The sequence below is a fragment of the Klebsiella sp. CTHL.F3a genome (assembly GCF_019890895.1).
GTDB lineage: Bacteria > Pseudomonadota > Gammaproteobacteria > Enterobacterales > Enterobacteriaceae > Klebsiella > Klebsiella grimontii.
Genome location: NZ_CP082360.1, coordinates 2,675,035 through 2,701,726, shown reverse-complemented (window position 1 = coordinate 2,701,726; position 26,692 = coordinate 2,675,035). Strand labels below are relative to the sequence as shown.

Sequence of the window (26,692 nt, the reverse complement as noted above, 5' to 3'; positions counted from 1 at the left end):
ATTTCATCCATATAGGTTATCTTTTTAAGGACAAACTGTAGTTACAGTTGTAAGGAGACCCTGTATGGCGAAGTATCAGAACATGCTGGTAGTAATCGACCCCAATCAGGACGACCAGCCTGCATTGCGGCGCGCGGTGTATCTGCACCAACGGATTGGTGGACGCATCAAAGCCTTTTTGCCGATCTATGATTTTTCTTATGAAATGACCACTCTGCTGTCTCCTGACGAACGCACGGCCATGCGCCAGGGCGTCATTGGCCAGCGTACCGCCTGGATCCGCGAGCAGGCAAAATTCTATATTGAGTCCGGCGTGCCCATTGATATTAAAGTGGTGTGGCACAATCGTCCCTTCGAAGCCATTATCCAGGAAATCATCAGCGACAAGCATGATTTAGTGCTGAAGATGGCGCACCAGCACGACAAGCTGGAAGCGGTGATTTTCACCCCGACGGACTGGCACCTGCTGCGCAAATGCCCGTGTCCGGTATGGATGGTCAAAGATCAGCCGTGGCCGGAAGGGGGTAAAGCGCTGGTGGCGGTCAATCTCGCCAGCGAAGAAAACTACCACAACGCGCTCAATGAAAAGCTGGTACGTGAAACGATTGAGCTGGCGGAACAGGTCAACCATACCGAGGTGCACCTGGTGGGCGCCTATCCCGTCACGCCCATCAATATCGCAATTGAGCTACCTGATTTTGACCCCAGCGTTTATAACGACGCCATTCGCGGTCAGCATTTGCTGGCCATGAAAGCACTGCGGCAGAAATTCGGCATCGATGAAGGCCGCACTCACGTTGAAAAAGGCCTTCCTGAAGAGGTGATCCCCGATCTGTCTGAACATCTGCAGGCGGGCATCGTGGTGCTGGGTACCGTGGGTCGAACCGGCCTATCGGCGGCCTTCCTCGGCAATACCGCCGAGCAGGTGATTGACCATCTGCGCTGCGACCTGCTGGCGCTGAAGCCAGATCAATATCAGACACCGGTTGAGCTGGACGACGAAGAAGACGACTAGTCCCTCGCCTTCAGTAAAAGTAGTAAAACTTCGTCCCCCGCCCGCGCGGGGGATTTTTTTGCATTGTAAAACGAAATAAAGGGCCATCCGGCCCTTATCTTCAATCGCTTTATCGGTAACGAAAACGTTAGTGGATACCTAAACGCCAGGCGTGATCGATCTCTTCTTTCAGCTCCATGGACGAAAGCGCCATTAAGTCAGCAAACTCAAGTTCCAGTAGTTTCAGCTTTTTCAGATACTGCGCGGGGGTTAAAGCAGCGGGGTCACGGCGCAGAAATTCGATGGCCAGTTGCGTGGGGGTTAACTCGGTATCCATAATATCCTCAGTTTGGGTGAAAAACGGACTTATTATAACACCCTCGACTGATTATTTTATGAGCAAATAATCACTTGGTAACCTATATAAAAAAGCCGTCTCACAGGAGACGGCTTAAGAAGCACAGGTTTTAAAAGACCAGGCTCTACAGTGCTTTCAGAATCGCATCGACGCTGGCTTTGGCATCGCCAAACAGCATGTGGGTATTTTCTTTAAAGAACAGCGGGTTTTGTACGCCGGCGTAGCCGGTGTTCATCGAACGCTTAAATACAATTACGTTTTGCGCTTTCCACACTTCCAGCACCGGCATACCGGCGATCGGACTGCCCGGATCGTCCTGCGCGGCTGGGTTAACCGTGTCGTTAGCGCCGATCACCAGTACGGTGTCGGTATCGGAGAAATCATCATTGATCTCATCCATCTCCAGCACGATGTCATACGGGACTTTCGCTTCCGCCAGCAGTACGTTCATATGGCCCGGCAGACGCCCGGCAACCGGGTGAATACCGAAACGTACCTTGATCCCGCGCGCGCGCAGTCGCTCGGTGATTTCCGCGACTGGATACTGGGCCTGAGCCACTGCCATGCCGTAGCCCGGGGTGATGATCACCGACTGGGAGCTTTTCAGCATCTCAGCGGTTTCTTCGGCGCTGATTTCGCGATGCTCGCCCACTTCTTCATCCGTCGTAGAGGCCGTGCCGTCAGAACCAAAGCCACCGGCAATCACGCTGAAGAACGAACGGTTCATCGCCTTACACATAATGTAGGACAGAATCGCACCGGAAGAGCCTACCAGCGCGCCGGTTACGATCAGCAGGTCGTTGCTGAGCATAAAGCCCGCCGCCGCCGCCGCCCAGCCGGAGTAGGAGTTCAGCATTGACACCACGACCGGCATATCCGCGCCGCCGATGGAGGCCACCAGGTGCCAGCCAAACGCCAGAGCAATAACGGTCATCACCAGCAGGCACAGAACCTGCATACCGATGCTGTCGGTACGTACGAAAACGATCAGCAGCAGGAAAGAAACCACCAGCGCCGCCAGGTTCAATTTATGACGGTTCGGCAGCATCAGCGGCTTTGAAGACATCTTGCCGCACAGTTTGCCAAACGCCACGACGGAGCCTGTGAAGGTTACCGCGCCGATGAAGATGCCGAGGAACACTTCGGTCAAATGAATATTGACCAGAATCTGCTCCATCCCGGTTTCATGCTGCAGATAGCTGTTGAAGCCTACCAGTACCGCCGCCAGGCCCACGAAGCTGTGCAGAATCGCCACCAGCTCCGGCATTTCGGTCATTTCAACTTTCTTCGCCAGACGAATACCGATAGCGCCGCCGATAACCATCGCCAGCAGGATCCACGCGACGTTGCTGCTGTCCGGCCCCAGGATGGTCGCCACCAGGGCAATCGCCATCCCGGCAATACCGTAGTAGTTGCCCTGCTGGGAGGTTTCGTGTTTGGAAAGCCCCGCCAGGCTAAAAATAAATAGAATCGCGGCAACAATGTATGCAGCTGTAACTAATCCACCAGACATTTGTTACCCCTTATCCTTTGCGGAACATTTTCAGCATGCGCTGAGTGACGGTGAAACCACCAAAAATATTAATGCTGGCGATCAGCACCGCGATAAAGCTCAGGAAGCTGACCCAGCCGCCGTGGCCTATCTGTAACAATGCCCCGACCACAATAATGCCGGAAATGGCGTTAGTGACCGACATCAGCGGCGTATGCAGCGCGTGGGATACGTTCCAGACGACGTAGTAACCGACCACGCAGGAGAGCGCGAAGACGGTAAAGTGGCCGAGGAACTCTTTCGGCGCCACGCTGGCCAGCCAGCCAAACAGAATAATCGCCAGCGCCATCAGCGCATACTTGCGCAGCGGCGAGCTCGGTTTCGCTTCAGCTTTTGGCGCTTCAACCTTTTTCGCTGCCGCCTGCGGCTGAGCAGATACCTGAATGGGTGGCGCGGGCCAGGTGATTTCACCTTCGCGAACCACGGTAACGCCGCGGATAACGACATCATCAAAATCGATAACGACATTGCCGTCTTTCTCTTTGCACAGCAGCTTAAGCAGGTTAACCAGGTTGGTGCCATACAGCTGCGAAGACTGCGTCGGCAGGCGGCCAGGGAGATCGGTATAACCGATAATCTTCACGCCATTGGCGGTGGTGACCACCTGACCCGGCACGGTGTATTCACAGTTGCCGCCGTTTTGCGACGCCAGATCAACCACCACGCTGCCCGGCTTCATGGAGTCAACCATTTCGCGGGTAATCAGCTTCGGCGCCGGTTTACCCGGAATCAGGGCGGTGGTGACAATAATGTCGACATCTTTGGCCTGCGCGGCAAAAAGCGCCATCTCGGCTTTAATAAAGGCTTCAGACATGACTTTGGCATAGCCGTCGCCGCTGCCCGCTTCCTCTTTAAAATCCAGCTCAAGGAACTCGGCGCCCATACTCTGCACCTGTTCTTTCACTTCCGGGCGGGTATCAAACGCGCGGACGATTGCCCCAAGGCTGTTTGCCGCGCCGATGGCCGCCAGACCGGCAACCCCGGCGCCAATCACCATCACCTTCGCGGGCGGTACCTTACCTGCCGCGGTGATCTGGCCGGTGAAGAAGCGGCCAAACTCGTGGGCGGCTTCCACGATCGCGCGGTAGCCGGCAATGTTAGCCATTGAACTTAACGCATCCAGCGACTGCGCGCGCGAAATACGCGGCACCGAATCCATCGCCATCACGTTGATGTTGCGCGCCGCCAGTTTTTCCATCAGCTGCGGGTTTTGCGCCGGCCAGATGAAGCTGATGAGCGTCGTGCCGGGATTAAGCAGCAGGATTTCATCATCATCGGGCGCGTTAACTTTCAGAATGACGTCAGACTGCCATACGTCATCACCGCTCACGATCTCCGCTCCAGCCTGAACGAAGGCTTCGTCGTCGAAACTGGCCAACTTACCGGCACCGCTTTCTACCGCGACGCTGAACCCAAGCTTAAGCAGCTGCTCCACCGTTTTCGGCGTGGCGGCGGCCCGGGTTTCCTGGGCGAGTCTCTCTTTTGGTACACCAATACGCATAGTTTTCCCTTCCATCGGTTTTTGATGATGGTTTACTTTTCTTACAAGCGACCGTCGCAAAGGCGGATGAACGCGCCCCCCAACATATGTCTGAAAAAATAAAACAGTAACAAACTTTTTATAACCTACTGAAAATACCGATTGTGATCTACAGCAATAAAACAGAAATTTTGATTTTATTGGTAAAACGCCCGGCTAACCGTGTCAGGCAGCAATATTTACCTTATTTTTATGCCAGCGCCTGATAATCCGCTTGGCAGAAGGGTTAATTCACCATTTATCGCCGTCTGGATCATCATATTAACATTATGTTAACTTATGAAAGTGATATCGATTATCGATTTTGCTGGTCAAGCGGCTGTTTTTTCAACATATCGAAAAAGGTTATATTTCTGCAGTATACGTTTAGAGCGGCAAATGAAAATTGACGCAGACAGTCACTCTCGATAAATGCAATAATCACATGTTTTCAGTCAACAACAATACCCGTACATGGTTTGCGCAAGGCAAAGGATTATTTTTATGAAGCTTAAGAACTCACTCCTGGCGTCTGCTCTTCTGGCTACCACCGCGTTGTCTGCCCATGCAGCGACCGAGCTGACTCCGGAGCAGGCGGCAGCGCTGAAGCCCTACGATCGCGTTGAGGTTACCGGTCGTTTTAACGCCATTGGCGATGCGGTGCAGGCAGTTTCCCGTAAAGCGGACAAAGAAGGCGCAGCTTCCTTTTATGTTGTCGACACCTCTGATTTTGGCAGCGGCGGCAATCTGCGCGTAACGGCCGATTTTTATAAAGAAAATGCCCCGCAGGCCGACGCGCCGAAAAATCGCATTATCAACGGCATAATGGAATTGCCGAAAGACCAGGCCGTTGAGCTGGAGCCATTTGATACCGTCACCGTACAGGGCTTCTACCGCAGCCAACCGGAAGTCAACGACGCCATCACCAAAGCTGCAAAGGCCAAGGGCGCAGCCTCTTTCTTTATCGTACGCCAGGTTGATGCCAACCAGGGCGGCAACCAGCGCATCACCGCCTATATCTACAAAGCGGATGCCAAGAAACGCGTTCTGCAAAGCCCGGATGCGATCCCGGCAGATTCAGAAGCCGGTCGCGCAGCGCTGGCCGAAGGCGGCGAAGCCGCTAAGAAAGTTGAAATCCCAGGCGTGGCGACGACCGCAGCGGTTGGTTCCGGCACCGGCGTAGGCCGTTTCTTTGAAACGCAATCGTCTAAAGGCGGGCGTTACACCGTCACGCTTCCGGACGGCACCAAGGTCGAGGAAGTGAATAAAATCACCGCCGCGCAGATGGTTCCTTACGACAGCATCAAGTTCACCGGTAACTACGGTAACATGACGGAAATCTCCTACCAGACGGCTAAGCGCGCCGCGAAGAAAGGCGCGAAGTACTACCACATTACCCGTCAGTGGCAGGAACGCGGCGGCAACATCACCATCAGCGCCGACCTGTATAAATAACAGCAACTGAGCTGAACAAAAAGGCGGCGATTAGTCGCCTTTTTTCTTTTTTTCATTTCTCTCCATTGCATGCATACAAAACACTCCGTAAAATCCCGCGCCTTAGCGCAATCCTCCATTTTTATGCGATTTCGCCAAATAAATATTCTTAGCTTGATGATTATCACCTCGGGAATGCAATGGAAAAGAAACTGGGCCTTAGCGCCCTGACCGCGCTGGTACTTAGCTCGATGCTGGGGGCGGGTGTATTCAGTCTGCCGCAGAACATGGCAGCCGTTGCCAGCCCTTCCGCGTTGCTTATCGGCTGGGGGATCACCGGCGTGGGGATCCTGTTCCTGGCCTTTGCCATGCTGCTGCTCACGCGGATCCGCCCCGACCTCGACGGCGGTATTTTTACCTACGCCCGGGAAGGTTTCGGCGAGCTGATTGGTTTCTGCTCCGCCTGGGGCTACTGGCTGTGCGCGGTTGTCGCCAACGTCTCCTACCTGGTTATCGTCTTCTCGGCGCTCAGTTTCTTTACCGATACTCCCGAACTGCGCCTGTTCGGCGATGGCAATACCTGGCAATCCATCGTCGGCGCCTCGGTCCTGCTGTGGATTGTTCATTTCCTGGTTCTGCGCGGCGTTCAAACGGCCGCCGGTATCAACCTGGCCGCGACGCTGGCCAAACTGCTGCCCCTCGGGGCGTTTATCGCGCTGGCCGCCATCGCGTTTCGTATGGAGACATTCCGCCTCGATTTCAGCGGCCTGGCGCTGGGCGTACCGGTATGGGAGCAGGTGAAAAACACCATGCTGATCACCCTGTGGGTATTTATTGGCGTCGAAGGCGCGGTCGTTGTTTCCGCCCGCGCGCGTAATAAACAGGATGTTGGCCGCGCGACCCTGCTGGCGGTACTCTCCGCGCTGGCGGTCTATTTGCTGGTGACGCTTCTCTCGTTAGGCGTTGTGCCGCGTAGCGAACTGGCGGAAATCCGCAACCCGTCAATGGCCGGCCTGATGGTCAACATGATGGGCTCCTGGGGCGAAATTGTGATCGCTGCCGGGCTGATTATCTCCGTCTGCGGCGCGTATCTGAGCTGGACGATTATGGCGGCGGAGGTGCCCTATCTGGCAGCAACGCATAAAGCATTCCCGCGCCTGTTTGCCCGGACCAATAAAAACAACGCCCCGTCGGCTTCGCTGTGGCTCACCAATATCAGCGTGCAGGCTTCGCTGGTGTTGATTTGGCTTACCGGCTCAGATTACAGCACGCTGCTGACCATCGCCTCTGAGATGATCCTGGTCCCCTACTTTCTGGTCGGCGCCTTTCTGCTGAAGATTGCCCGGCGCCCTTTGCATAAGGCGGTTGGTGTCGGCGCCTGCATTTATGGCTTATGGTTATTATATGCGTCCGGCCCTGTGCATTTATTGTTGTCGGTGATACTTTACGCTCCGGGTCTTCTGGTTTTCCTGTATGCCCGTCGTACACACCAGCACGATCGCCCGCTCAAACGCCGTGACCTGGCATTAATTGGTTTTTTGCTGGTTGCCGCCGTACCGGCAACGTGGATGTTGGTAGGGTAAGCGGTTACCCTGCCGCTGAACTCAAAGGAGATCTCCATGGCTGACATCCAGCCTCGCCCCATCCTGATTACCGGCGGGGGCCGTCGCATTGGCCTCGCCCTGGCCCGCCATTTTGTGGCCCGCCAGCAGCCCGTTATCATCAGCTATCGCACCTGGTATCCGGCCATCGACGCGCTGCGTGAAGCGGGAGCCGTTTGTCTGCACGCGGATTTCAGCACGGATGAAAGCATTCTGGCGTTCGCCGCAGAGGTGAAAGCGCACGCCGGCAGCGGTCTACGCGCCATCATTCATAACGCCAGCGGCTGGATGGCGGAAAAGCCAGGTATTCCGTTAACCACGGTGCTCGCCAGCATGATGCAAATTCACGTCAACGCCCCCTACCTGCTCAACCATGCCCTGGAGAGCCTGCTTCGCGGCCACGGTCATGCCGCCAGCGATATTATCCACATCACCGACTACGTCGTGGAGCGCGGCAGCGACAAACATATCGCCTACGCCGCCAGCAAAGCGGCGTTGGATAATATGAGCCGCTCGTTCGCCCGTAAGCTGGCGCCGGAAATTAAGGTTAACGCCATCGCCCCCTCGCTGATTTTATTTAATGAAGGGGATGACGCGGAGTACCGCAGGCAGGCGCTCGATAAATCGCTGATGAAAATCGCCCCAGGCGAAAAAGAGATCATTGACCTGATTGAATACCTGTTCAGCAGTAGCTACGTGACCGGTCGCTCATTTGCCGTCGACGGCGGCCGCCATCTGCGCTAGTGGAAACGGCTCCAGCCAATAATGAGTAGCCACGCGCATAAGCTCCAGCACACCACTGCGCCTGCCAGGGCAAACGGCAGGCGCATGACGCCGGTGAAATACCATAGCGAAAGCAAGTAGATAAAGTACGGAATGATAGACCACATACCAAAGACAATGGTGGTGCGCAGCGCTTCGATACCCCGCTCGCTGGCGACGATGTAGTGCGCAATCAGGGCGAAGGTGGGAAAGAGCGGAATTAACCCGGCGATATAGTAATTTTTCGTTTTGGACAGCACGCCGATCAGGACTACAACCAGTGCCCCGAGCAGCGCTTTTATCAACAGCCCCATTCCTTTTGCCTTAACATTAAAACAACATGTATTCGCAGCATAACGGAAGCGCGGAAATTTATAAATGCGCAAAAGCGGCGTGTAGACTGAACAGGTGGAGACCTATTTGACGACTCCATAACGGCGGTACGGGAGATGATGCTCCCCTCGGCAAGGTCAACGCTGTTTGAGTTTAATTAAAACTATTTTGAACATCCTTCGCACAAACGCATTTGTTTTTACTGCGAAACGCATCAGTATGCTCTAATCACTTGGTTATACGTATAACATGTTTTATATCATTATTCTGGAAGTTATCACCATAGCATATTTCTCCTGCGCGTCATCCTTAAGTATTCACACCTATTTTAAAGCACAACATGAACACCTCAATGATATTTTACAGATGTTAACTCAATAACCCTATCGGTTTACCATCGCCATTCATGTGCAGTAAGTGATGCAAATCAATAGTGATAACCTAACCTAAAAACAGTTAATTGACATAGGCGGTTTTTATCATAATTGATGACCTTAAAATCATTCTTTCTGCACTCATTTGAAATAAGCACACATAGACACTTTTTAGAAAAATAGCGCAATAAAGCACATTATTTTGATTTATATCAAAATAAAACCGATTTCATAAAGAAGCATACTTTGCCATTAATAACATTCATCGTAGTAGATATGATCGTAATTATATGATTTTACGATCTTTCGATCTAATCTTGATATCCAATACAGAACTTTATTCTATTCATAACCAACAATGTAGCTTATTAGTTCATCTCCCGTCGGTTTTTCGAATCTTTTACTTGTTGCTATTATCAATACTAGTATTAGGCACTCATGCAATTGCAATTATTCTATATTAAACTAAGTATGCATCACCTAAAGGAACCTCCATGTTTGGACCTGCTTCAGGCACAACAAAAATACTCTTAAACTTTATCAAACTATATACATCAACGCGAAAATGCTCGTAAATTACTGGAGCGCATCAAGCATGCAGTGGAATATTGAAAATAGCCTTGTATGTCCTGTAACCGGAACAGGATTTTCAGTTGCGGCAAGTGCTAAAAATCTCAAATTAATCATATGGTATAATGGTGATTATTTTTTGCGCGTTGGTTCAGTGATTAACATCACAAAAAATGAAGTTCTCATTAACGGCAAGCCCGGCGATTTACAGGTCATTCACGCTTTCCCCTATACGGAAACCCTGTGGTCAACGTTTTCCCGATATATTGATTGTCCAGGCAATCTGAATCCTATGTTGCTCATCTGCAATCGAAGAAGTGTCTGCAAATTCGCCTTGTGCCCCTACGGTACGAGGCAAAAGAGGCCGCAATAAGGTTCTTCCCTGACTCAAGGTCAACGTATCAGTACCTATTTTCTTTACGGGCAGAGGCTGTCCTGTTAGACCTCGCCCACCTTCTGCCGCACCCCCATGACCATAATACGCAGAGCTTCCGTCATTAACGCAATCATTGCCTGCCTCGTGAAAGCATAGTTCTGAACCACAAGTCCGGGAAGCATAGCGAATTTCATCACTAATACATAGCTCATATTAATGCCCGAATGGTTTACAATGGCGATAGTAATGAATGGGCTGCTGACCGAATGATGCCTCATGCACCGTCTCAGCCGCGATTCTGGCAAAGCGATTCTAACGATGATAGATGAGTGCAAGCATACACAATATGAATAAAATTGTTTTTGTTGAGGACGATGCCGAGGTCGGCGCACTGATTGCCGCCTACCTTGGCAAACACGATATGGACGTGGTCGTAGAACCGCGCGGCGACCGGGCGGAAGAGGTTATCGCGCGCGAAAAGCCCGATCTGGTGCTGCTGGATATCATGCTGCCGGGTAAAGACGGTATGACGCTGTGCCGCGATTTGCGCGGCCAGTGGCAGGGTCCCATCGTCCTGCTCACTTCGCTGGACAGCGATATGAACCATATTCTCTCTCTCGAAATGGGCGCCAGCGATTATATCCTGAAAACCACGCCTCCCGCGGTGCTGTTAGCCCGCCTGCGCCTGCATTTGCGCCAGCACGTCGCCGTGCCGGACGGTAGCGTTCCCTCCTCCCTCACCCCGCATAAAGCCATCACCTTTGGCTCCCTGAGCATCGACCCGGTCAATCGCCAGGTGATGCTCAGCGGCGAAAGCGTCGCGTTATCCACCGCGGATTTCGATCTGCTGTGGGAGTTGGCGACCCATGCCGGACAAATTATGGATCGCGACGCGTTATTAAAAAATCTGCGCGGCGTCAGCTACGATGGCATGGACCGCAGCGTCGACGTTGCCATCTCGCGACTGCGCAAGAAGCTTCTCGACAATGCCACCGAGCCCTATCGCATCAAAACGGTACGCAATAAAGGCTACCTGTTCGCCCCCCACGCCTGGGACAATTAATTCACGGGTCAGCTGTTAGTGCGGATATAGCCGGTAAAGTCACTGCAACCTCCTGTTAATGATTAGCTATCCTTAAAACAGGCGTTGCGCTTAATAAAGAACTGGCGAATCCGGAACCGGTTCGATAACTTGATATTATCCACGAAGACTTTTGCGCAACACTGAGCCTCTTGCCGACCGGTACAGCAACAGTGAAATTGCTTTTTCCACGCAAAAGCAGCGTTCCACCGAGCGCCATTCTTCGCAGACAATCAGCGCAAAACATTCTAATGTGGTGTGATAACCCTGGCGATTGTGCCAGTATCGATACCAGCCGTGAGTATAGAGATTCACACCATCAGTGGGTTGGGATGACCGAAATATCTACTGTACGGGGGTGTTTAAATGTTGAGCGATCTCAGCAACGATGAAAGTAAAAGACGCGCGGCGATTGACCTGTTAAAAAATCCCGACGAGGGGCGGGACGAAGCGTTAAGGAAATATACGCATCTGGTGTGCCAGTTGCTGAAAATGCCGATGAGTTTTGTCTCGGTGCTGGATGATGAAAAGCAATACATCAAATCCGCACAGAATATCGCCGCCACGGAAACCCGCCTGGGCGACGCATTTTGCGAACAGACCTTGAAACAGGGTAAAACGTTCATTTGTCGTGATACGCATCAGCACCCGGTCTTTCAGCGCGATCGCGCCGTCAGAGAAGCGCCGTTCATTCGCTTTTATGCGGGGTGTCCGCTGACAACGCGCGATGGGGTGGCCGTGGGTACCTTGAGTATCCTGGATACGCAACCCAGGGAACTTTCCGACGAGCAGATCGCTATCTTTAACACGCTGGCCGAGCTGATATCGGACTTCTTAGCCTCCTGGCACTCGGTAGGCTATACCGACGTCGTCACGCTATTACCCAATCGTCAGCGCCTGCTGAAGGACATTGAGGTGTCGGCGGTGAGTACCTTCCGGCTGGTCATCATTGACTGCATTGATATGCCCTTTGCCTACGAGATGGCCCGCTCATTGGGGATGATTGCCGTAGAAAACTTACTTCGGGATATGACCGTTGAGCTGCAGGCACGTCTGCCCCTGGCGGGCCAGCTTTACGCCGTGGCGGTCGGACGATTTGCTTTTTTAACGCCTGAACCTACGGCCCTGTCACTGGAAAGCATTGCACAAAACCTTCAGGGAACCCAGGCCCGGATTGGCCCAGAAGTTCCCCTGGATTTGAATATTCACATGGGGGACTCCGGGCTATGCGACAGCACCCTGACGCCGAATGAAATTCTGCGTCGTGCGGTAAGCGCCTTGCATGAGGCGATAAGCCAGGGGCACCGTTTTACGACCTATAATGACGCCCTGGATACCCGCAAAAAGAGAGATTTCAGCCTGCTGACCGAACTCAGACAAACGTTGCAGGGAAACCAGGGCTTATATCTGGTCTATCAGCCAAAAATCTCACTGGCGACCGGGCGCGTGACGGGTGCTGAAGCGCTGGTCAGATGGAAGCATCCGACAAACGGCGAAGTCCTGCCCGGCGAATTTATCCCGCTGGTCGAAAAAACCAGCCTGATGCGTGAGCTCACGGCCTGGGTTATCGATCGTACTATTGCGCAACTGAGTGAGTGGCGGGACCAGGGACTTACTCTGCCGGTGTCAATTAATCTGGCCGCCAGTGATTTTTCTCGGCCCGATTTCGCCGAGGAGCTCGAAGAGAAACTGCGGAATGCGTCTCTTGACCCAGCGCTGCTGGGGTTGGAGTGTCTGGAAACAGAGAAGATGCTTGAGAGTCCGGCCGCGCTTAACGGGCTGAACATGCTCAAAAAACGCGGATTTAAAATTTCTCTGGATGACTTTGGTTCGGGATACAGCAACATTAATTACCTGCGGCAAATGCCCCTGGACATCATCAAAATCGACCGGTCTATCGTCAGTCATATTGTCCACGAAAAAGCCAGCCGCATAATTGTGCGTAACGTTATCAAGCTTCTCAAGGAGCTCGATTATATCGTCCTGGCCGAAGGCGTCGAGGATCGCAAAACGGTCGAGATTTTGCGAAGCCTGGGCTGCGATGAGGTTCAAGGATATTTTTATGCCAGGCCAATGGTATCTGCAGATTTTGCAGCATGGTCCCGCGCCAGAAACGAAGCGCCGGAAATGAACCCCTGAAGGACCTCGCCATTTTCGTAGCAATTGATCGAACGCACCCGCGCAAGGTGCATGCTGACCCAAATGCTCTGCGACGGCGAGGCAGATTGTTCTCTGTTATTAATCAGCGCGATGGCTTCTCTCCCCGGTTCGAGGCCCAATGCTTGTTGGCTACCAGATGTAACGAGAGCGATTAGCTTTGCGCCATCCTTCAGGGTTAACTCAACTTCATCGTTAATTTCCCCGCGTTCAGTCACGCTAACCGTACCAGCCAGCTGGTTTCTGGCTGAAATTGCCATACAACCTCCAGGCGAGATGAGAGAAGGTGTTATATCAAGTTGAACCCTCCTCACCTATAACCACTTTCTTATAATGATTTTTACAAGCCTCACGACCGCCTCAGTATTGATTTGCTATGGACTTCTCAAGTTTGCGCAATCAAGATTACCGGGTGTGTCAACCGGCGCCGCATAACTTGTGCAGAGCGGATGTTGTCAGCGGGTGCGAACCCTGCTTTCATAGCGAATCCAACGGCGCATGAAAATGCAGAAAGGAGTTTGCACGCAGTTTTTGCCGGGGAAAATGCCCTCACGGTGCTTCCGAGGGTAAAGGAAAGGCACTTAACCTTCTGTTTTTAAGTGAGATTTAATGAAAAAACTGTTTGTGCAGTTTTACCTGCTGCTGTTCGTCTGCTTCCTGGTGATGACCATGATGGTTGGCCTGGTGTACAAATTCACCGCCGAACGCGCCGGGCGTCAGTCTCTGGACGATTTAATGAAAAGCTCGCTGTATCTGATGCGCAGCGAGCTGCGGGAGATCCCGCCGCGCGACTGGAGCAAAACGCTCAAAGAGCTGGATCTCAATCTCTCTTTCGATCTGCATATCGAACCCATCAGCAAATTCAAACTGTCGGAAAACTCAATGCAGCATCTGCGCGCCGGGGATATCGTCGCTCTCGATGATCAGTACACCTTTATCCAGCGCATCCCGCGCAGCCACTACGTACTTTCCGTCGGCCCGGTGCCCTATCTCTATTTTTTGCACGAGATGCGCCTGCTCGATCTGGCCCTGATGGCTTTTATCGCCATCTCGCTGGCCTTCCCGGTATTTATCTGGATGCGTCCGCACTGGCAGGACATGCTGCGTATTGAGACCGCCGCCCAGCGCTTCGGCGATGGACATCTTAGCGAACGCATTCATTTCGACAGCATGTCCAGCTTCGAACGGCTGGGCGTGGCGTTTAATCAGATGGCCGATAATATCAACGCGCTTATCGCCAGCAAAAAACAGCTGATCGATGGTATCGCCCACGAGCTGCGAACCCCGCTGGTGCGTCTGCGCTATCGTCTTGAGATGAGCGAGAACCTCACCGAGGCCGAATCCCTGGCGTTGAACCGCGATATCGGCCAGTTGGAAGCGCTGATTGAAGAGCTGCTGACCTACGCGCGGCTTGACCGTCCGCAGAACGAACTGAAGCTGACGACCCCCGATTTCCCGGCGTGGATCCGCGATCATGTGGAAGATATTCAAACGGTTAATCCCCAGCGCGAGGTCGCGCCAGGCGACATTTTGGCCGGCAATTACGGCGCGCTGGATATGCGCCTGATGGAACGGGTGCTGGATAATCTGGTGAACAACGCCCTGCGCTACAGCAACCGGCGTATTCAGGTCGGCCTGACGCTACAGGGTTCGCGGGCGACGCTACGGGTCGAAGATGATGGTCCCGGTATCGCGCCAGCTGAACGGGAGAGAGTTTTCGAGCCTTTCGTACGCCTCGACCCCAGCCGCGATCGGGCCACCGGCGGCTGTGGCCTCGGTTTAGCTATCGTTCACAGCATCGCCCAGGCTATGGCCGGGGAAGTTCATTGCGAAGAGAGCGCGCTGGGCGGAGCCTGCTTTTGCTTTAGCTGGCCGGTATATCATCAGTTGCCGAGTTTTTCCTCGGCCTGATGAGCCTTTGCGCGGATGCTGAGGTCTGCTATAGTTAAAAAACGTGAAGTATGTTGTAACTAAGGTGGGAAATATGGCCAGCTATGACCTCGTTGAACGTCTGAACGGTACCTTTCGCCAGCTCGAACGCGAACTGCAAGAGCTGAAACAGTCCCTGAGCCAATGCCGCCTGCTGGCCGCCCGCGTCTTTGCGCTGCCGCCGGTAAGCAAGGATGCGGAACACCAGCCGCTCGACAGCATCAATGTGGTTCAGCATACCGGCAAAACCGCGCTGGAGATGGCGCTCAGGCACTACAGCCATCTGTTTATCCAGCAGCAGTCGGAAACCCGCAGTAGTAAGGCCGCCGTACGCTTACCCGGCGCCATTTGCCTACAAACTGACGCCAACCAACAGGCTGAGTTGGCAGGTAAAATCGCCCATATCAACGCCCTCAAAGCAACCTTTGAAAAGATTATTACCGTCGATTCCGGCCTGCCTGTCGCCGCGCGGTTTGAGTGGGTCCATCGCCACCTGCCAGGGCTTATCACGCTTAGCGCCTACCGCACCCTGACCCCGCTGCTCGATCCGAGTACCATTCGCTTCGGCTGGGCCAATAAGCACGTGATTAAAAATCTCACCCGTGACGGGGTGCTGATGCAGCTGGAAAAAAGCCTGCAGTCGCCGCGGGCGGTGCCGCCGTGGACGCGCGAGCAGTGGCAAAGCAAGCTGGAGCGAGAGTATCAGGATATTGCCGCCCTGCCGCAGCGGGCAAAGCTGAAGATAAAGCGGCCGGTGAAGGTGCAGCCCATCGCCCGTGTCTGGTACAGCGGCGAACAAAAACAGGTGCAATACGCCTGTCCAGGACCGTTGATTGCGCTGATATCCGGCACGAAGGGGGTCAGCGTGCCGGACCTCGGTGAGTTACTAAACTATGACGCCGAGAACGTACAGTATCGCTATAAACCGCAGGCGCAGTCGCTCAGGCTCCTGATCCCGCGGCTGCACCTGTGGCTGGCTAGCGAGTAGGCAGACTGCCCACCATCTCTTCCGGGCGAACCCACCGGTCAAACTCGTCCTCCGTCAGGTAGCCGAGCGAGAGCGCGGACGCCTTCAGGGTCACCCCCTCTTTGTGCGCCTTTTTGGCAATTTCCGCCGCTTTGTCATAGCCGATATGGGTGTTCAGCGCGGTGACCAGCATCAGCGACTCATTGAGCAGCTGGCTGATGCGTTCACGATTCGGTTCAATCCCCACCGCGCAGTGTTGGTTGAAGCTCTCCATCCCGTCAGCCAGCAGCCGCACCGATTGCAGGAAGTTGTGGATCACCAGCGGGCGGTAGACGTTAAGCTCAAAGTTGCCCGATGCGCCGCCAATATTTACCGCGACATCGTTACCCATCACCTGGCAGCACAGCATAGTCAGCGCTTCGCACTGGGTCGGGTTGACTTTGCCGGGCATGATCGACGATCCCGGTTCATTTTCCGGGATCGCAATTTCGCCAATCCCGCAGCGCGGCCCGGAAGCCAGCCAGCGCACATCGTTGGCGATTTTCATCAGCGAGGCGGCCAGGCCTTTCAGCGCCCCGTGGGCGTGCACCAGGGCATCAACGGTCGCCAGCGCTTCAAATTTATTTGGCGCGGTGACAAACGGCTGGCCGCTTAAGGCCGCGAGCTCGGCGGCGACGCGTACCGCGTATTGCGGATGAGTGTTGAGCCCGGTTCCCACCGCCGTCCCGCCCAGCGCCAGCTCCGCCAGATGCGGCAGGCTATGGTCGATATGTTTTAAATTATGCTCCAGCATCGCTACCCAGCCGGAGATCTCCTGGCCGAGGGTCAGCGGCGTGGCGTCCTGCAGGTGGGTGCGGCCGATTTTAACGATGTCGCTGAAGGCAACGGCTTTATCGTTCAGGGTCTGCTTCAGCACGTTGAGCTGCGGGATCAGCTTCTCCCGCAGGGCAATTATCGCCGCCACGTGCATCGCCGTCGGGAAAACGTCGTTAGAGCTCTGGCTCTTGTTGACATCATCGTTCGGATGAACCTTACGCTCCATCCCGCGCGCCCCGCCCAGCAGCTCGCTGGCGCGGTTGGCCAGCACCTCATTCATATTCATATTGCTTTGCGTGCCGGAGCCGGTTTGCCAGATAGCCAGTGGAAAGGCGTCCGGATGCTGGCCTGCCAGCACTTCATCCGCGGCCTGAATAATCGCTTGCGCTTTTTCCGCGGCCAGCAGGCCGAGATCGTTGTTCACTTTCGCCGCCGCGCGCTTGGTCAGCGCCAGCGCGTGGATAAGCTCGACCGGCATTTTTTCCGTCGAAATGCGGAAATGTTCCAGCGAACGCTGGGTTTGCGCTCCCCATAGCTTGTCAGCAGGCACGTCGATGGCGCCCATTGAGTCTTTTTCACTGCGATACGTTGTCATGACTGTCTCCTTGGATTCAAAGTGCGAAATCGCGACAAAGCTCACCTGCTTAAAGCGTTAAGTATTGGCCAGATTTATATGTTGTTTTAGTCGTTCGTGCCGCTAAGCGGCATAAAAAAACCGCCCCGAAGGGCGGCTGGGATTATTTCACGCAGCGGGCGCACTGCGAGCTTTGGATTTGCTGGAAGAAATCGTTGCCCTTGTCATCCACGAGGATAAACGCCGGGAAGTCTTCCACTTCGATTTTCCAGATAGCTTCCATCCCCAGCTCCGGATACGCTACGCACTCCAGGCTACGAATACTCTGCTGTGCCAGTACCGCCGCCGGGCCGCCGATGCTGCCGAGGTAGAAACCGCCATGTTTGTGGCAGGCGTCGGTGACCTGCTGGCTGCGGTTGCCTTTGGCTAACATGATTTTACTCGCCCCGTGCGCCTGCAGCAGGTCGACGTAGGAGTCCATACGGCCAGCGGTGGTGGGGCCAAGAGAGCCGGAAGCGTAGCCGTCAGGCGTTTTCGCCGGACCCGCGTAGTAGATCGGGTGGTCCTTGACGTACTGCGGCAGTTCTTCACCGCTATCGATAAGCTCTTTCAGCTTCGCGTGAGCAATATCGCGGGCGACGATAATCGTACCGCTCAGCGACAGACGCGTCGACACCGGGTACTGCGACAGCAGCGCCAGAATATCGCTCATCGGCTGGTTGAGGTTGACCTTGACCGCCTCGCCCTCACCGGCCTGACGCAGATGCTCGGGAATATACTTGCCTGGGTTGCTCTCCAGTTTCTCCAGCCAGATCCCTTCGCGGTTGATCTTCGCTTTGATATTACGATCCGCCGAGCAGGAGACGCCCATGCCCACCGGGCACGACGCGCCGTGGCGCGGCAGGCGGATAACGCGGATATCGTGCGCGAAGTATTTGCCGCCGAACTGCGCCCCAAGACCAAGGTTTTGCGCCTCCACCAGTAGTTCCTGCTCCAGCTGAATATCGCGAAAAGCCTGGCCGTGCTCGTTGCCTTCGGTCGGCAGGCCGTCGTAATACTTGGTTGAGGCCAGCTTAACGGTTTTCAGGGTGGACTCCGCCGAAGTGCCGCCAATGACGAACGCAATATGGTACGGCGGGCAGGCGGCGGTGCCGAGGGTGCGCATCTTCTCGACGAGGTAGTTTTTCAGCTTCGCCGGAGTGATTAACGCTTTGGTTTCCTGATACAGATAGGTTTTATTCGCCGAGCCGCCGCCCTTGGCGATGCAGAGGAATTTGTACTCCTCGCCGTCGGTAGCGTAGAGGTCGATCTGCGCAGGCAGGTTAGTCCCTGTGTTGACCTCTTTATACATATCCAGCGGCGCGTTCTGGGAATAACGCAGGTTATCCTGGATATAGGTGTTATAAACGCCCTGCGCCAGCGCGGCTTCATCGCCGCCTCCGGTCCACACGCGCTGGCCTTTTTTGCCGGTAATAATCGCCGTGCCGGTATCCTGGCAGGTCGGCAGCACGCCTTTAGCGGCAATATCCGAGTTACGCAGGAACTGTAGCGCCACGTACTTATCGTTTTCGCTGGCTTCCGGGTCGTTGAGAATATCGGCCACCTGCTGCTGATGCGCCGGGCGAAGCATAAAGGAGGCGTCGTGGAAAGCGTGTTGTGCCAGTAAAGTTAGCGCCTGAGGTTCAACTTTCAGAACTTCCTGGCCGGCGAATTCGGCGACGGAGACGTAATCACTGCTGAGGAGGTAATACTCGGTATCGTCCTTTTTCAGTGGAAAAGGATCCTGATATACAAACGGTTTATTCGACATTGTGCTCTCACTTACTGCTTAGCTGATTATATTTCAGGCAGACACTCCATTTGCCCGTGGAAAAGCGAGTCGATCGATTTTACACAATTTTTTAACAAAAACTGAGACAAGGACGACTTTTTCTTCGCGCCGGTTGCTTATCGGTCGATTGCTGGTTTAATAGTGCCATGACTATTAAGTGGAAACAGGGATTGAGAATGCAAAAGCTCATTAACTCAGTGCAAAACTACGCCTGGGGAAGCCATACCGCCTTAACCGAACTTTATGGGATTGCTAATCCGAACGACCTGCCGATGGCGGAGCTGTGGATGGGCGCGCATCCGAAGAGCAGCTCGCAGATTCTGGACAATAGCGGAACTCCGCGTTCTCTGCGTGACGCGATCGACAGCGATAAAGCGACCCTGCTTGGCGAGAAAGTCGCCGGGCGTTTCGGCGAACTGCCGTTCCTGTTCAAAGTCCTGTGCGCCGCACAGCCGCTCTCTATCCAGGTGCACCCGAATAAGCAGGCCTCGGAAATCGGTTTTGCCAAAGAGAACGCCGCCGGGATCCCGCTTGATGCCGCCGAACGTAACTATAAAGATCCGAACCACAAGCCTGAGCTGGTTTTCGCCTTAACGCCGTTCCTCGCCATGAACGCCTTCCGCGAGTTTTCCGATATCGTCAACCTGCTGCAGCCGGTCTCCGACGCCCATCCGGCAATTGCGCAATTCCTCGCGCAGCCGAACGGCGAGCATCTGAGCCAGCTGTTTGCCAGCCTGCTGAATATGAAGGGTGAAGAAAAAGCGCACGCCTTGCGCGTGCTGCAGGCAGCGCTGGACAGCGAGCAGGGTGAGCCCTGGCAGACTATCCGCCTGATCGCCGAGTTCTACCCGGACGATAGCGGCCTCTTCTCTCCGCTGCTGCTCAACGTGGTCAAACTGAATCCCGGCGAGGCGATGTTCCTGTTTGCGGAAACGCCGCATGCCTACCTGCAGGGCGTGGCGCTGGAGGTGATGGCCAACTCGGACAACGTGCTTCGCGCGGGTCTAACGCCGAAGTATATTGATATTCCAGAACTGGTGGCGAACGTGAAATTTACGCCCAAACCCGCAGGCGAGCTGCTGACCCAGCCGGTCAGCCGCGGCGCGGAGCTGGACTTCCCGATCCCAGTTGATGATTTTGCCTTCTCTCTGCACGACCTGTCGACGCAGCCGTCAACCATCGCCCAGGATAGCGCAGCGATCCTGTTCTGCGTCGAGGGCGAAGCGGTCATCGCCAAAGACGAGCAGAGCCTGACGCTGAAGCCGGGTGAATCCGCGTTTATCGGCTGTAATGAATCTCCGGTGCAGGTCAGCGGGCGCGGCCGCGTCGCGCGCGTGTTTAATAAGCTCCAGTAAGTTACTGAACTTTTTAGCCACAGTTGCTAGACTTTCACCCATCATGACAACACAACCAGGCGGCCCGATCCGCCTGGTTTCATTTATGGACAAATGCTATGAAAAAATCGCTGGTCGCAGCAGGAGTTATCATCGCGCTGGGCGTCGTCTGGTCTGGCGGCGCCTGGTACACAGGGAAGCAGCTGGAAAGCCGCATTGCCGATATGGTGCAGCAGGCTAATGCCCAGCTGCAAAGCAGCGCGCCGCAGGCTGGCGTAGAGCTGACGTATCAGGACTATCAGCGCGGTCTGTTCAGCAGCCACTTACAGCTGGTGCTGAAGCCCATTGCCGGCAAAGAGCCCCGCTGGCTTGCCGCCGGGCAATCTCTGGTATTTGATGAAGTCGTCGATCACGGTCCTTTCCCGCTGGCTTCGCTGAAATCCTTTAACCTCGCTCCGGCGATGGCGTCCGTCAAAACTACTCTGACCAATAACGACGCCAGCAAGGCGTTGTTCGACATCGCTAAAGGCGAAACGCCGTTCACCATTGATACCCGCATCGCTTATAGCGGCGACAACCAATCGGCTATCGTGCTCAACCCGCTTGATTACGCGAAAGGCGATGAGAAAGTGACGTTCAGCGGCGGGCAATTCCAGCTGAATGCCGACCGCGAGGGGAAAACCCTCAGCCTGACCGGCGAAGCCGGTAGCGGGCAGATTAACGCGGTTAACGAGTACAACCAGAAAGTTCAGCTCACCTTTAATAACCTGAAAACCGACGGCTCTACCGAAATGGCCAGCTTCAACGAACGTATCGGTAAACAGGCTATCTCACTGGACAAGCTGGCGATTGGCGTTGAAGGCAAAGAGCTGGCGCTGTTCGAAGGGATGAAAATTGACGGCAATTCGTCGCTGACTGCCGACGGTAAAGGTATTAACAGCCAGCTGGACTACACGGTCAACAGCCTCAAGCTGCAAAATCAGGATATCGGCAGCGGCCGGCTGACGCTGAAGCTGGACAATATTGACGGCGCAGCCTTCCATCAGTTCAGCCAAAAATACAACGCTGAAGCACAGGCGCTGATGGCGGATCCGCAGCTGGCGCAGAATCCTGAGCTCTATCAGCAGGCGTTAACGCAAACCTTCTTTAGCGCGCTGCCGATGATGCTGAAAGGCAGCCCGTCCCTGACCATTTCGCCGCTGAGCTGGCGCAATGCGAAGGGGGAAACCACCCTGAATCTTTCGATTCTGCTCAAAGACCCGTCGCTGACCACCACCCCGCCGCAGACGCTGGCGGATGAAGTGGATCGTAGCGTTAAATCGCTCGACGGCAAGCTGGTGATCCCGGTGGATATGGCGACGGCGTTTATGACCCAGATTGCCGGGCTGGAAGGCTATCAGCCCGCCGACGCCGCTAAGCTTGCGGATCAGCAGGTGAAAGGCCTGGCGGCGATGGGGCAGATGTTCCGCATCACCACCATGGAAGATAACGCCATCACCTCAAGTCTGCAGTACGCTGACGGCCAGGTGACGCTGAACGGACAGAAAATGCCGCTGGATGAGTTTGCCGGAATGTTCGGTTTAGCGCTTCCCGCCGCATCTGAACCCGCAGCGCCGCAGGAAACTCAGCCGCAAGATGACGCGCCGCAAGACGTGGTGCCACCCGCCGCGCCGCAGCAATAAACGGCAAATAGCCCCTGCCCAGGGGCTATTTTCGGGTAATCAGCCGGGGAGAAATAATCTGGTTTCTCGCCGCGCCCTGTCCCTCTTCCATACGCCGTAAAATACACTCCGCGAGGCTTTGTCCCAGCTCCCGGGCGGGCGTCGTCACCCAGGTCAGCGGCAGATCGTCCAGCGCCTCCTCGGGTAACTCCGCAAAGGCCGCCAGCGCGACCCGCTGTTCAAAATAGCTTTCGACGCCAGCTTCGCCGCTCTGGCGCCCGGCGCGCATCAGCCCAAACCACGCCCCGGTGGCAATCACGCTGTTGTAGCACAGCACCGCGCTAATCGTTGGGTTTTGCCGCAGCAGCGCCGCCATCGCCTCTGCCGCCTGCTTCTGGCTCGACTCGCACTCGAGCACCCACTCGCTATGAAACGGCAGGCCATACTTCAGCAGGGTGGCGCAGTAGCCGCCTACCCGTTCAGCGCGCGTCAGGGACGAGCTCTGCCCTCCCAGCCAGGCAATGCGCTGATGGCCGCGGCGGATCAGGTGCTCGGTGACAATCTGCGCCGCCTGCATATTATCCGGGCGGATAAGGTCGACATCGTCGAGATAGCTGGCGCGAGAAGCAAACACCAGCGGCATTCCAGCTTGCGCCGCGCGGTCGCGCAGCTCCGCCCCCTGGTCGATCGCCCCGGCAATCACCACGCCATCGACCCCTTGCGCAACTAGCGTATCAAAACGCTGGAGCATTTTTTCACCGCTGTGCCCCCCCTGGGTGAGAAACACCATTCTACCCTGCGACTCAAGCGCGTCGGTCAATCCGGCGGTCATTTCCGCGTAGAAAGGCTTCGATAAGTCGCTGACGATCAGGCCAATAACGCCGCTCTGGCCGCCGCGCAGCGACGCCGCCTGGCGGTTGCGCACGAAGCCCAGCTGTTCAATGGCATGATTGACGCGCTCGCCGGTGGCCGACGAAATACGCCCCTTGCCGCTCAGTACCAGCGATACCGTACTGACCGACACGCCCGCCGCCTGGGCGACATCATTAATGGTGATTTTTTTCGCGATAGCCATAACTGCAGGCCGACTCCCTTTGGCTGTCGATAAAACGTTTTATCAAGATACTCTCTTTATAAACGTTATTATCGCCAGAATATGTGATTTTTATCGCACTAAAATTTGGTAAAACGTTTTATCTTTCCGTGGCGTTACATCCTACCGATAACTTAAAGAACCAGGATTCGTGTTATGACGGCGAAAACAGCAACCAAAATTACCCTGTGGGAGTTTTTCCAGCAGTTAGGGAAAACCTTCATGTTACCCGTGGCGTTGCTCTCCTTTTGCGGGATCATGCTGGGGATCGGCAGCTCTCTGAGCAGCCATGATGTCCTGACTCTCCTGCCGTGGCTGGACGTGCCGCTGCTGCAGGCCGTATTCATCTGGATGGGCAAAGTCGGCTCCTTCGCCTTCAGCTTTCTGCCGGTGATGTTCTGTATCGCTATTCCGCTAGGACTGGCCCGGGAGAACAAAGGCGTCGCCGCATTTGCCGGTTTTGTCGGCTATGCCGTGATGAATCTGGCGGTTAACTTCTGGCTGACGGCCAAAGGCATTCTGCCGACCACCGATGCCGCCGTCCTCAAAGCGAACAACATCCAGAATATTATCGGCATTCAATCGATCGACACCGGGATCCTCGGCGCGGTGATCGCCGGGATCATCGTCTGGGTGCTGCATGAGCGTTTTCACAATATCCGCCTGCCCGACGCGCTGGCCTTTTTTGGCGGCACCCGCTTTGTACCGATTATCACGACCGTGGTTCTCGGCCTGGTCGGTCTGGTCATTCCGCTGATCTGGCCCGTCTTCGCCATGGGGATCAATGCCCTCGGCCACGTCATCAATAGCGCGGGAGATTTCGGACCGATGATTTTCGGTACCGGAGAGCGCCTGCTGCTGCCTTTCGGCCTGCACCATATTCTGGTGGCGCTGATCCGCTTTACCGAGGCGGGCGGCACCATGGACGTTTGCGGCCATAGCGTCAGCGGCGCGCTGACGATTTTCCAGGCCCAGCTCAGTTGCCCAACCACCCACGGCTTCTCCGAAAGCGCGACCCGTTTCCTCTCGCAAGGCAAAATGCCGGCCTTCCTCGGCGGCCTGCCGGGAGCGGCGCTGGCGATGTACCACTGCGCTCGCCCGGAAAACCGCCATAAAATTAAGGGGCTGCTGATTTCCGGCGTTATCGCCTGCGTGGTAGGCGGCACGACCGAGCCGCTGGAATTTTTATTCCTGTTCGTCGCCCCGGTGCTGTACGTTATCCACGCGCTCCTCACCGGACTGGGCTTTACCATGATGGCCATTCTGGGCGTGACTATCGGCAACACCGACGGCAACGTTATCGACTTTGTGGTGTTCGGCATTCTGCACGGTCTGTCAACCAAGTGGTATCTGGTACCGGTGGTCGCGGCCATCTGGTTTGCGGTTTACTACGGTATCTTCCGTTTCGCTATCACCCGCTTTAACCTGAAAACCCCGGGACGCGATATTGAAACCAATAGTGCCTTCGAAAAGGCCGTCACCGGCGTGACCGGAAAATCAGGCTACAACGTCCCGGCGATTCTGGCGGCGCTCGGCGGCGCGGAAAATATCGTTTCGCTCGATAACTGCATCACCCGCCTGCGTCTGTCGGTTAACGACATGAGCAAAGTCGACAGCGCCGCGCTGAAAGCGAATCGCGCCATCGGCGTGGTGCAGCTCAATCAGCACAACCTGCAGGTAGTGATTGGCCCGCAGGTGCAGTCGGTGAAAGATGAAATGGCTGTCCTGATGAATACCGTCGAGGCATAGGCTCCGCCCCCTCCGTGCAGGAGGGGACATGATGAAGGAAGTGCAGATGTTTGATTTTTCAACGCCGGTCGACCGTCACGGCACCTGGTGTACCCAGTGGGATTACGTCGCCGACCGTTTTGGCGCGGCCGACCTGCTGCCCTTTACGATCTCCGACATGGATTTCGCCACCGCTCCCTGCATCATCGATGCCGTCAGCAAACGCCTGGCGCACGGCGTTTTTGGCTACAGCCGCTGGAAAAACGATGAATTCCTCGGCGCGGTGAGCCACTGGTTCGCCAGCCGTTTTCATAGCCCAATCGACCGCGAAGCAATTGTTTACGGGCCGTCGGTTATCTATATGGTGGCGGAGATGATTCGTCAGTGGTCGGCTGTGGGTGACGGTATTGTGGTGCACACTCCGGCCTACGATGCCTTTTATAAAACCATTGAAGGCAACCAGCGGCGCGTCGCGGCGGTTCCGCTCTCCCTCGACAACCATCAGTGGCGCTGCGATATGGCGCAGCTGGAACGGGTACTGGCCGAGCCGCGTAATACCGTGCTGCTGCTGTGCAGTCCGCATAACCCCACCGGCAAGGTATGGACCCGCGAAGAGCTGGAAACCATGGCGCGGCTGTGCGAGAAGCACAGCGTAAAGGTGATTAGCGACGAGATCCACATGGACATGGTGTGGGACGAACATCAGCACATCCCGTGGTGCGAGGTGGCGCGCAGCCCCTGGGGGCTGTTCACCTCCGGATCGAAAAGCTTCAACATTCCGGCGTTTACCGGAGCATACGGGCTGATTGACGATCCCGCGGCGCGCGAAAGCTATTTGCACGCGCTTAAGGCCCGCGATGGCCTCTCTTCCCCTTCCGTACCGGCGCTGGTGGCGCATATCGCCGCCTATCGCGAGGGTGCCGCCTGGCTGGATACCCTGCGCGGCTATCTGCAGGAGAATATGCGCTACATCGCGCGCGAACTGAATCAGGCATTTCCCGAGCTAAACTGGCAGCCGCCGCAGGCGACTTACCTGGCGTGGATTGACCTGCGCCCGCTGGCGGTGGACGATCGCGCCCTGCAAAAAGCACTTATTGAGGAACAGAAGGTCGCCATTATGCCGGGGGACACCTACGGCGATGAGGGTAAGGGTTTTGTCCGCCTGAATGCCGGCTGTCCACGTGAAAAGCTGGAAAAAGGCGTGCAGGGATTAATTGCCGCTCTTGGCTCGCTACGCTAATTTTTTCGCTGACCGCCAACGCGGTAGCGGCCTGCCCGCTACCGCTGACTCTCCGCTCACTCATCCGTCCTCCCGGCACAATAAAACGATATTTTGACGAGACTCAAAAAACGCTATTTCACAAAGGTGTATTTAAATGCCGTTTTTAATTCCCGTCAAAATATTCACCAGGAGGAAAAAATATGAACACCTACGATCGTAACCGTAACGCTATCTCTACCGGCAGCATGGTTATGGTGGCTGACAGCGGCGCGACGGGCGTCATCAAAGCCATCCACGCCGAGGGTAAAACGGCGGAGCAGATCCGTCGCGCCGATTGCGTGGAAATAGACGGCCATCAGGAATTATATTGCCCATTGAATCTTATTCGCCTGGGCTTTAACTAATCGCCAAAACCGTCACCGAGAT

The 26,692-nt window shown here is 55.2% G+C and carries 22 protein-coding genes; 14 read left to right on the top strand and 8 right to left on the bottom strand.

Features of this window, described 5'->3' with window-relative positions:
- Positions 1-64 precede the first annotated feature (64 nt).
- A complete protein-coding gene (gene uspE / locus K7H21_RS12705; protein WP_004119628.1) occupies positions 65-1,015 on the top strand; it encodes a universal stress protein UspE in 951 nt (316 codons plus the stop codon).
- Positions 1,016-1,142: 127 nt separating this feature from the next.
- Here uspE and K7H21_RS12700 read toward each other — a convergent pair whose 3' ends face one another.
- The 3 genes from K7H21_RS12700 to pntA form a co-directional block, all read right to left on the bottom strand.
- A complete protein-coding gene (locus K7H21_RS12700) occupies positions 1,143-1,331 on the bottom strand; it encodes a YdiH family protein (RefSeq protein ID WP_004102581.1) in 189 nt (62 codons plus the stop codon).
- Between the two features lie 145 nt (positions 1,332-1,476).
- On the bottom strand, positions 1,477-2,865 hold the full coding sequence (pntB, locus tag K7H21_RS12695) for a Re/Si-specific NAD(P)(+) transhydrogenase subunit beta (protein ID WP_004119627.1): 1,389 nt from the start codon (positions 2,863-2,865) through the stop codon (positions 1,477-1,479).
- Between the two features lie 10 nt (positions 2,866-2,875).
- Entirely contained in the window at positions 2,876-4,405 is a 1,530-nt protein-coding gene (gene pntA, locus K7H21_RS12690; protein WP_004119626.1) for a Re/Si-specific NAD(P)(+) transhydrogenase subunit alpha, read from the bottom strand.
- A gap of 522 nt (positions 4,406-4,927) precedes the next feature.
- Between pntA and ydgH the strand changes: the two genes are divergently transcribed.
- From ydgH to folM, 3 genes are all read left to right on the top strand, one after another.
- Positions 4,928-5,878, top strand: coding sequence for a DUF1471 family protein YdgH (ydgH, locus tag K7H21_RS12680; protein ID WP_004119625.1), 951 nt, complete (start codon positions 4,928-4,930; stop codon positions 5,876-5,878).
- Positions 5,879-6,057: 179 nt separating this feature from the next.
- The gene (locus K7H21_RS12675) at positions 6,058-7,440 is read left to right on the top strand and encodes an amino acid permease (protein ID WP_004119624.1); all 1,383 of its coding nucleotides are present in this window, start codon (positions 6,058-6,060) and stop codon (positions 7,438-7,440) included.
- Positions 7,441-7,476: 36 nt separating this feature from the next.
- Positions 7,477-8,202 (top strand): dihydromonapterin reductase, encoded by a 726-nt coding sequence (gene folM / locus K7H21_RS12670; protein ID WP_004119623.1) that lies wholly within the window; start codon positions 7,477-7,479, stop codon positions 8,200-8,202.
- Here the strand turns inward: folM and K7H21_RS12665 are convergent.
- Positions 8,199-8,534 carry a GlpM family protein gene (locus tag K7H21_RS12665; RefSeq protein ID WP_004119621.1) on the bottom strand — a complete coding sequence of 112 codons (336 nt, stop codon included), beginning with the start codon at positions 8,532-8,534 and terminating at the stop codon, positions 8,199-8,201. The genes folM and K7H21_RS12665 overlap by 4 nt on opposite strands.
- A gap of 988 nt (positions 8,535-9,522) precedes the next feature.
- Here K7H21_RS12665 and iraM point away from each other — a divergent pair.
- The 3 genes from iraM (at position 9,523) to K7H21_RS12650 (ending at position 13,093) form a co-directional block, all read left to right on the top strand.
- Positions 9,523-9,870, top strand: a complete 348-nt coding sequence (gene iraM, locus K7H21_RS12660; RefSeq protein ID WP_004119619.1) for an anti-adapter protein IraM — start codon at positions 9,523-9,525, stop codon at positions 9,868-9,870.
- Positions 9,871-10,219: 349 nt separating this feature from the next.
- Positions 10,220-10,936, top strand: a complete 717-nt coding sequence (gene rstA, locus K7H21_RS12655; RefSeq protein ID WP_004119615.1) for a two-component system response regulator RstA — start codon at positions 10,220-10,222, stop codon at positions 10,934-10,936.
- A gap of 384 nt (positions 10,937-11,320) precedes the next feature.
- Entirely contained in the window at positions 11,321-13,093 is a 1,773-nt protein-coding gene (locus K7H21_RS12650) for a sensor domain-containing phosphodiesterase (protein ID WP_004119614.1), read from the top strand.
- On the opposite strand, the gene K7H21_RS12645 is transcribed toward K7H21_RS12650, so the two are convergent.
- On the bottom strand, positions 13,015-13,371 hold the full coding sequence (locus tag K7H21_RS12645; protein ID WP_004119609.1) for a TOBE domain-containing protein: 357 nt from the start codon (positions 13,369-13,371) through the stop codon (positions 13,015-13,017). The two genes, K7H21_RS12650 and K7H21_RS12645, sit on opposite strands and share 79 nt — an antisense overlap.
- 349 nt (positions 13,372-13,720) lie before the next feature.
- Here K7H21_RS12645 and rstB point away from each other — a divergent pair, with 349 nt between their 5' ends.
- Together rstB and tus are read left to right on the top strand one after the other, a co-directional pair.
- Positions 13,721-15,022 (top strand): two-component system sensor histidine kinase RstB, encoded by a 1,302-nt coding sequence (rstB, locus tag K7H21_RS12640; RefSeq protein WP_223035833.1) that lies wholly within the window; start codon positions 13,721-13,723, stop codon positions 15,020-15,022.
- A gap of 73 nt (positions 15,023-15,095) precedes the next feature.
- A complete protein-coding gene (tus, locus tag K7H21_RS12635) occupies positions 15,096-16,028 on the top strand; it encodes a DNA replication terminus site-binding protein (RefSeq protein WP_004119603.1) in 933 nt (310 codons plus the stop codon).
- On the opposite strand, the gene fumC is transcribed toward tus, so the two are convergent.
- Positions 16,018-17,418, bottom strand: coding sequence for a class II fumarate hydratase (fumC, locus tag K7H21_RS12630; protein WP_223035832.1), 1,401 nt, complete (start codon positions 17,416-17,418; stop codon positions 16,018-16,020). The genes tus and fumC overlap by 11 nt on opposite strands.
- A 142-nt stretch (positions 17,419-17,560) precedes the next feature.
- Positions 17,561-19,207, bottom strand: a complete 1,647-nt coding sequence (gene fumA, locus K7H21_RS12625) for a class I fumarate hydratase FumA (RefSeq protein WP_004119598.1) — start codon at positions 19,205-19,207, stop codon at positions 17,561-17,563.
- A gap of 197 nt (positions 19,208-19,404) precedes the next feature.
- Between fumA and manA the strand changes: the two genes are divergently transcribed.
- Both manA and K7H21_RS12615 read left to right on the top strand, forming a co-directional pair.
- Entirely contained in the window at positions 19,405-20,583 is a 1,179-nt protein-coding gene (manA, locus tag K7H21_RS12620; protein ID WP_142470057.1) for a mannose-6-phosphate isomerase, read from the top strand.
- 98 nt (positions 20,584-20,681) lie between these two features.
- Positions 20,682-22,244 (top strand): YdgA family protein, encoded by a 1,563-nt coding sequence (locus K7H21_RS12615; protein ID WP_223035831.1) that lies wholly within the window; start codon positions 20,682-20,684, stop codon positions 22,242-22,244.
- A gap of 25 nt (positions 22,245-22,269) precedes the next feature.
- Here the strand turns inward: K7H21_RS12615 and K7H21_RS12610 are convergent, their stop codons facing one another.
- The gene (locus K7H21_RS12610) at positions 22,270-23,298 is read right to left on the bottom strand and encodes a Mal regulon transcriptional regulator MalI (protein WP_004851407.1); all 1,029 of its coding nucleotides are present in this window, start codon (positions 23,296-23,298) and stop codon (positions 22,270-22,272) included.
- 174 nt (positions 23,299-23,472) lie between these two features.
- On the opposite strand from K7H21_RS12610, the gene malX reads away from it, so the two are divergent.
- The 3 genes from malX (at position 23,473) to ydfZ (ending at position 26,670) form a co-directional block, all read left to right on the top strand.
- Positions 23,473-25,065, top strand: coding sequence for a maltose/glucose-specific PTS transporter subunit IIBC (malX, locus tag K7H21_RS12605; RefSeq protein ID WP_049103411.1), 1,593 nt, complete (start codon positions 23,473-23,475; stop codon positions 25,063-25,065).
- 46 nt (positions 25,066-25,111) lie between these two features.
- Positions 25,112-26,284 carry a MalY/PatB family protein gene (locus K7H21_RS12600; protein ID WP_223035890.1) on the top strand — a complete coding sequence of 391 codons (1,173 nt, stop codon included), beginning with the start codon at positions 25,112-25,114 and terminating at the stop codon, positions 26,282-26,284.
- A 182-nt stretch (positions 26,285-26,466) separates the two neighbouring features.
- Positions 26,467-26,670 carry a putative selenium delivery protein YdfZ gene (gene ydfZ / locus K7H21_RS12595; protein ID WP_004119580.1) on the top strand — a complete coding sequence of 68 codons (204 nt, stop codon included), beginning with the start codon at positions 26,467-26,469 and terminating at the stop codon, positions 26,668-26,670.
- Positions 26,671-26,692 lie beyond the last annotated feature (22 nt).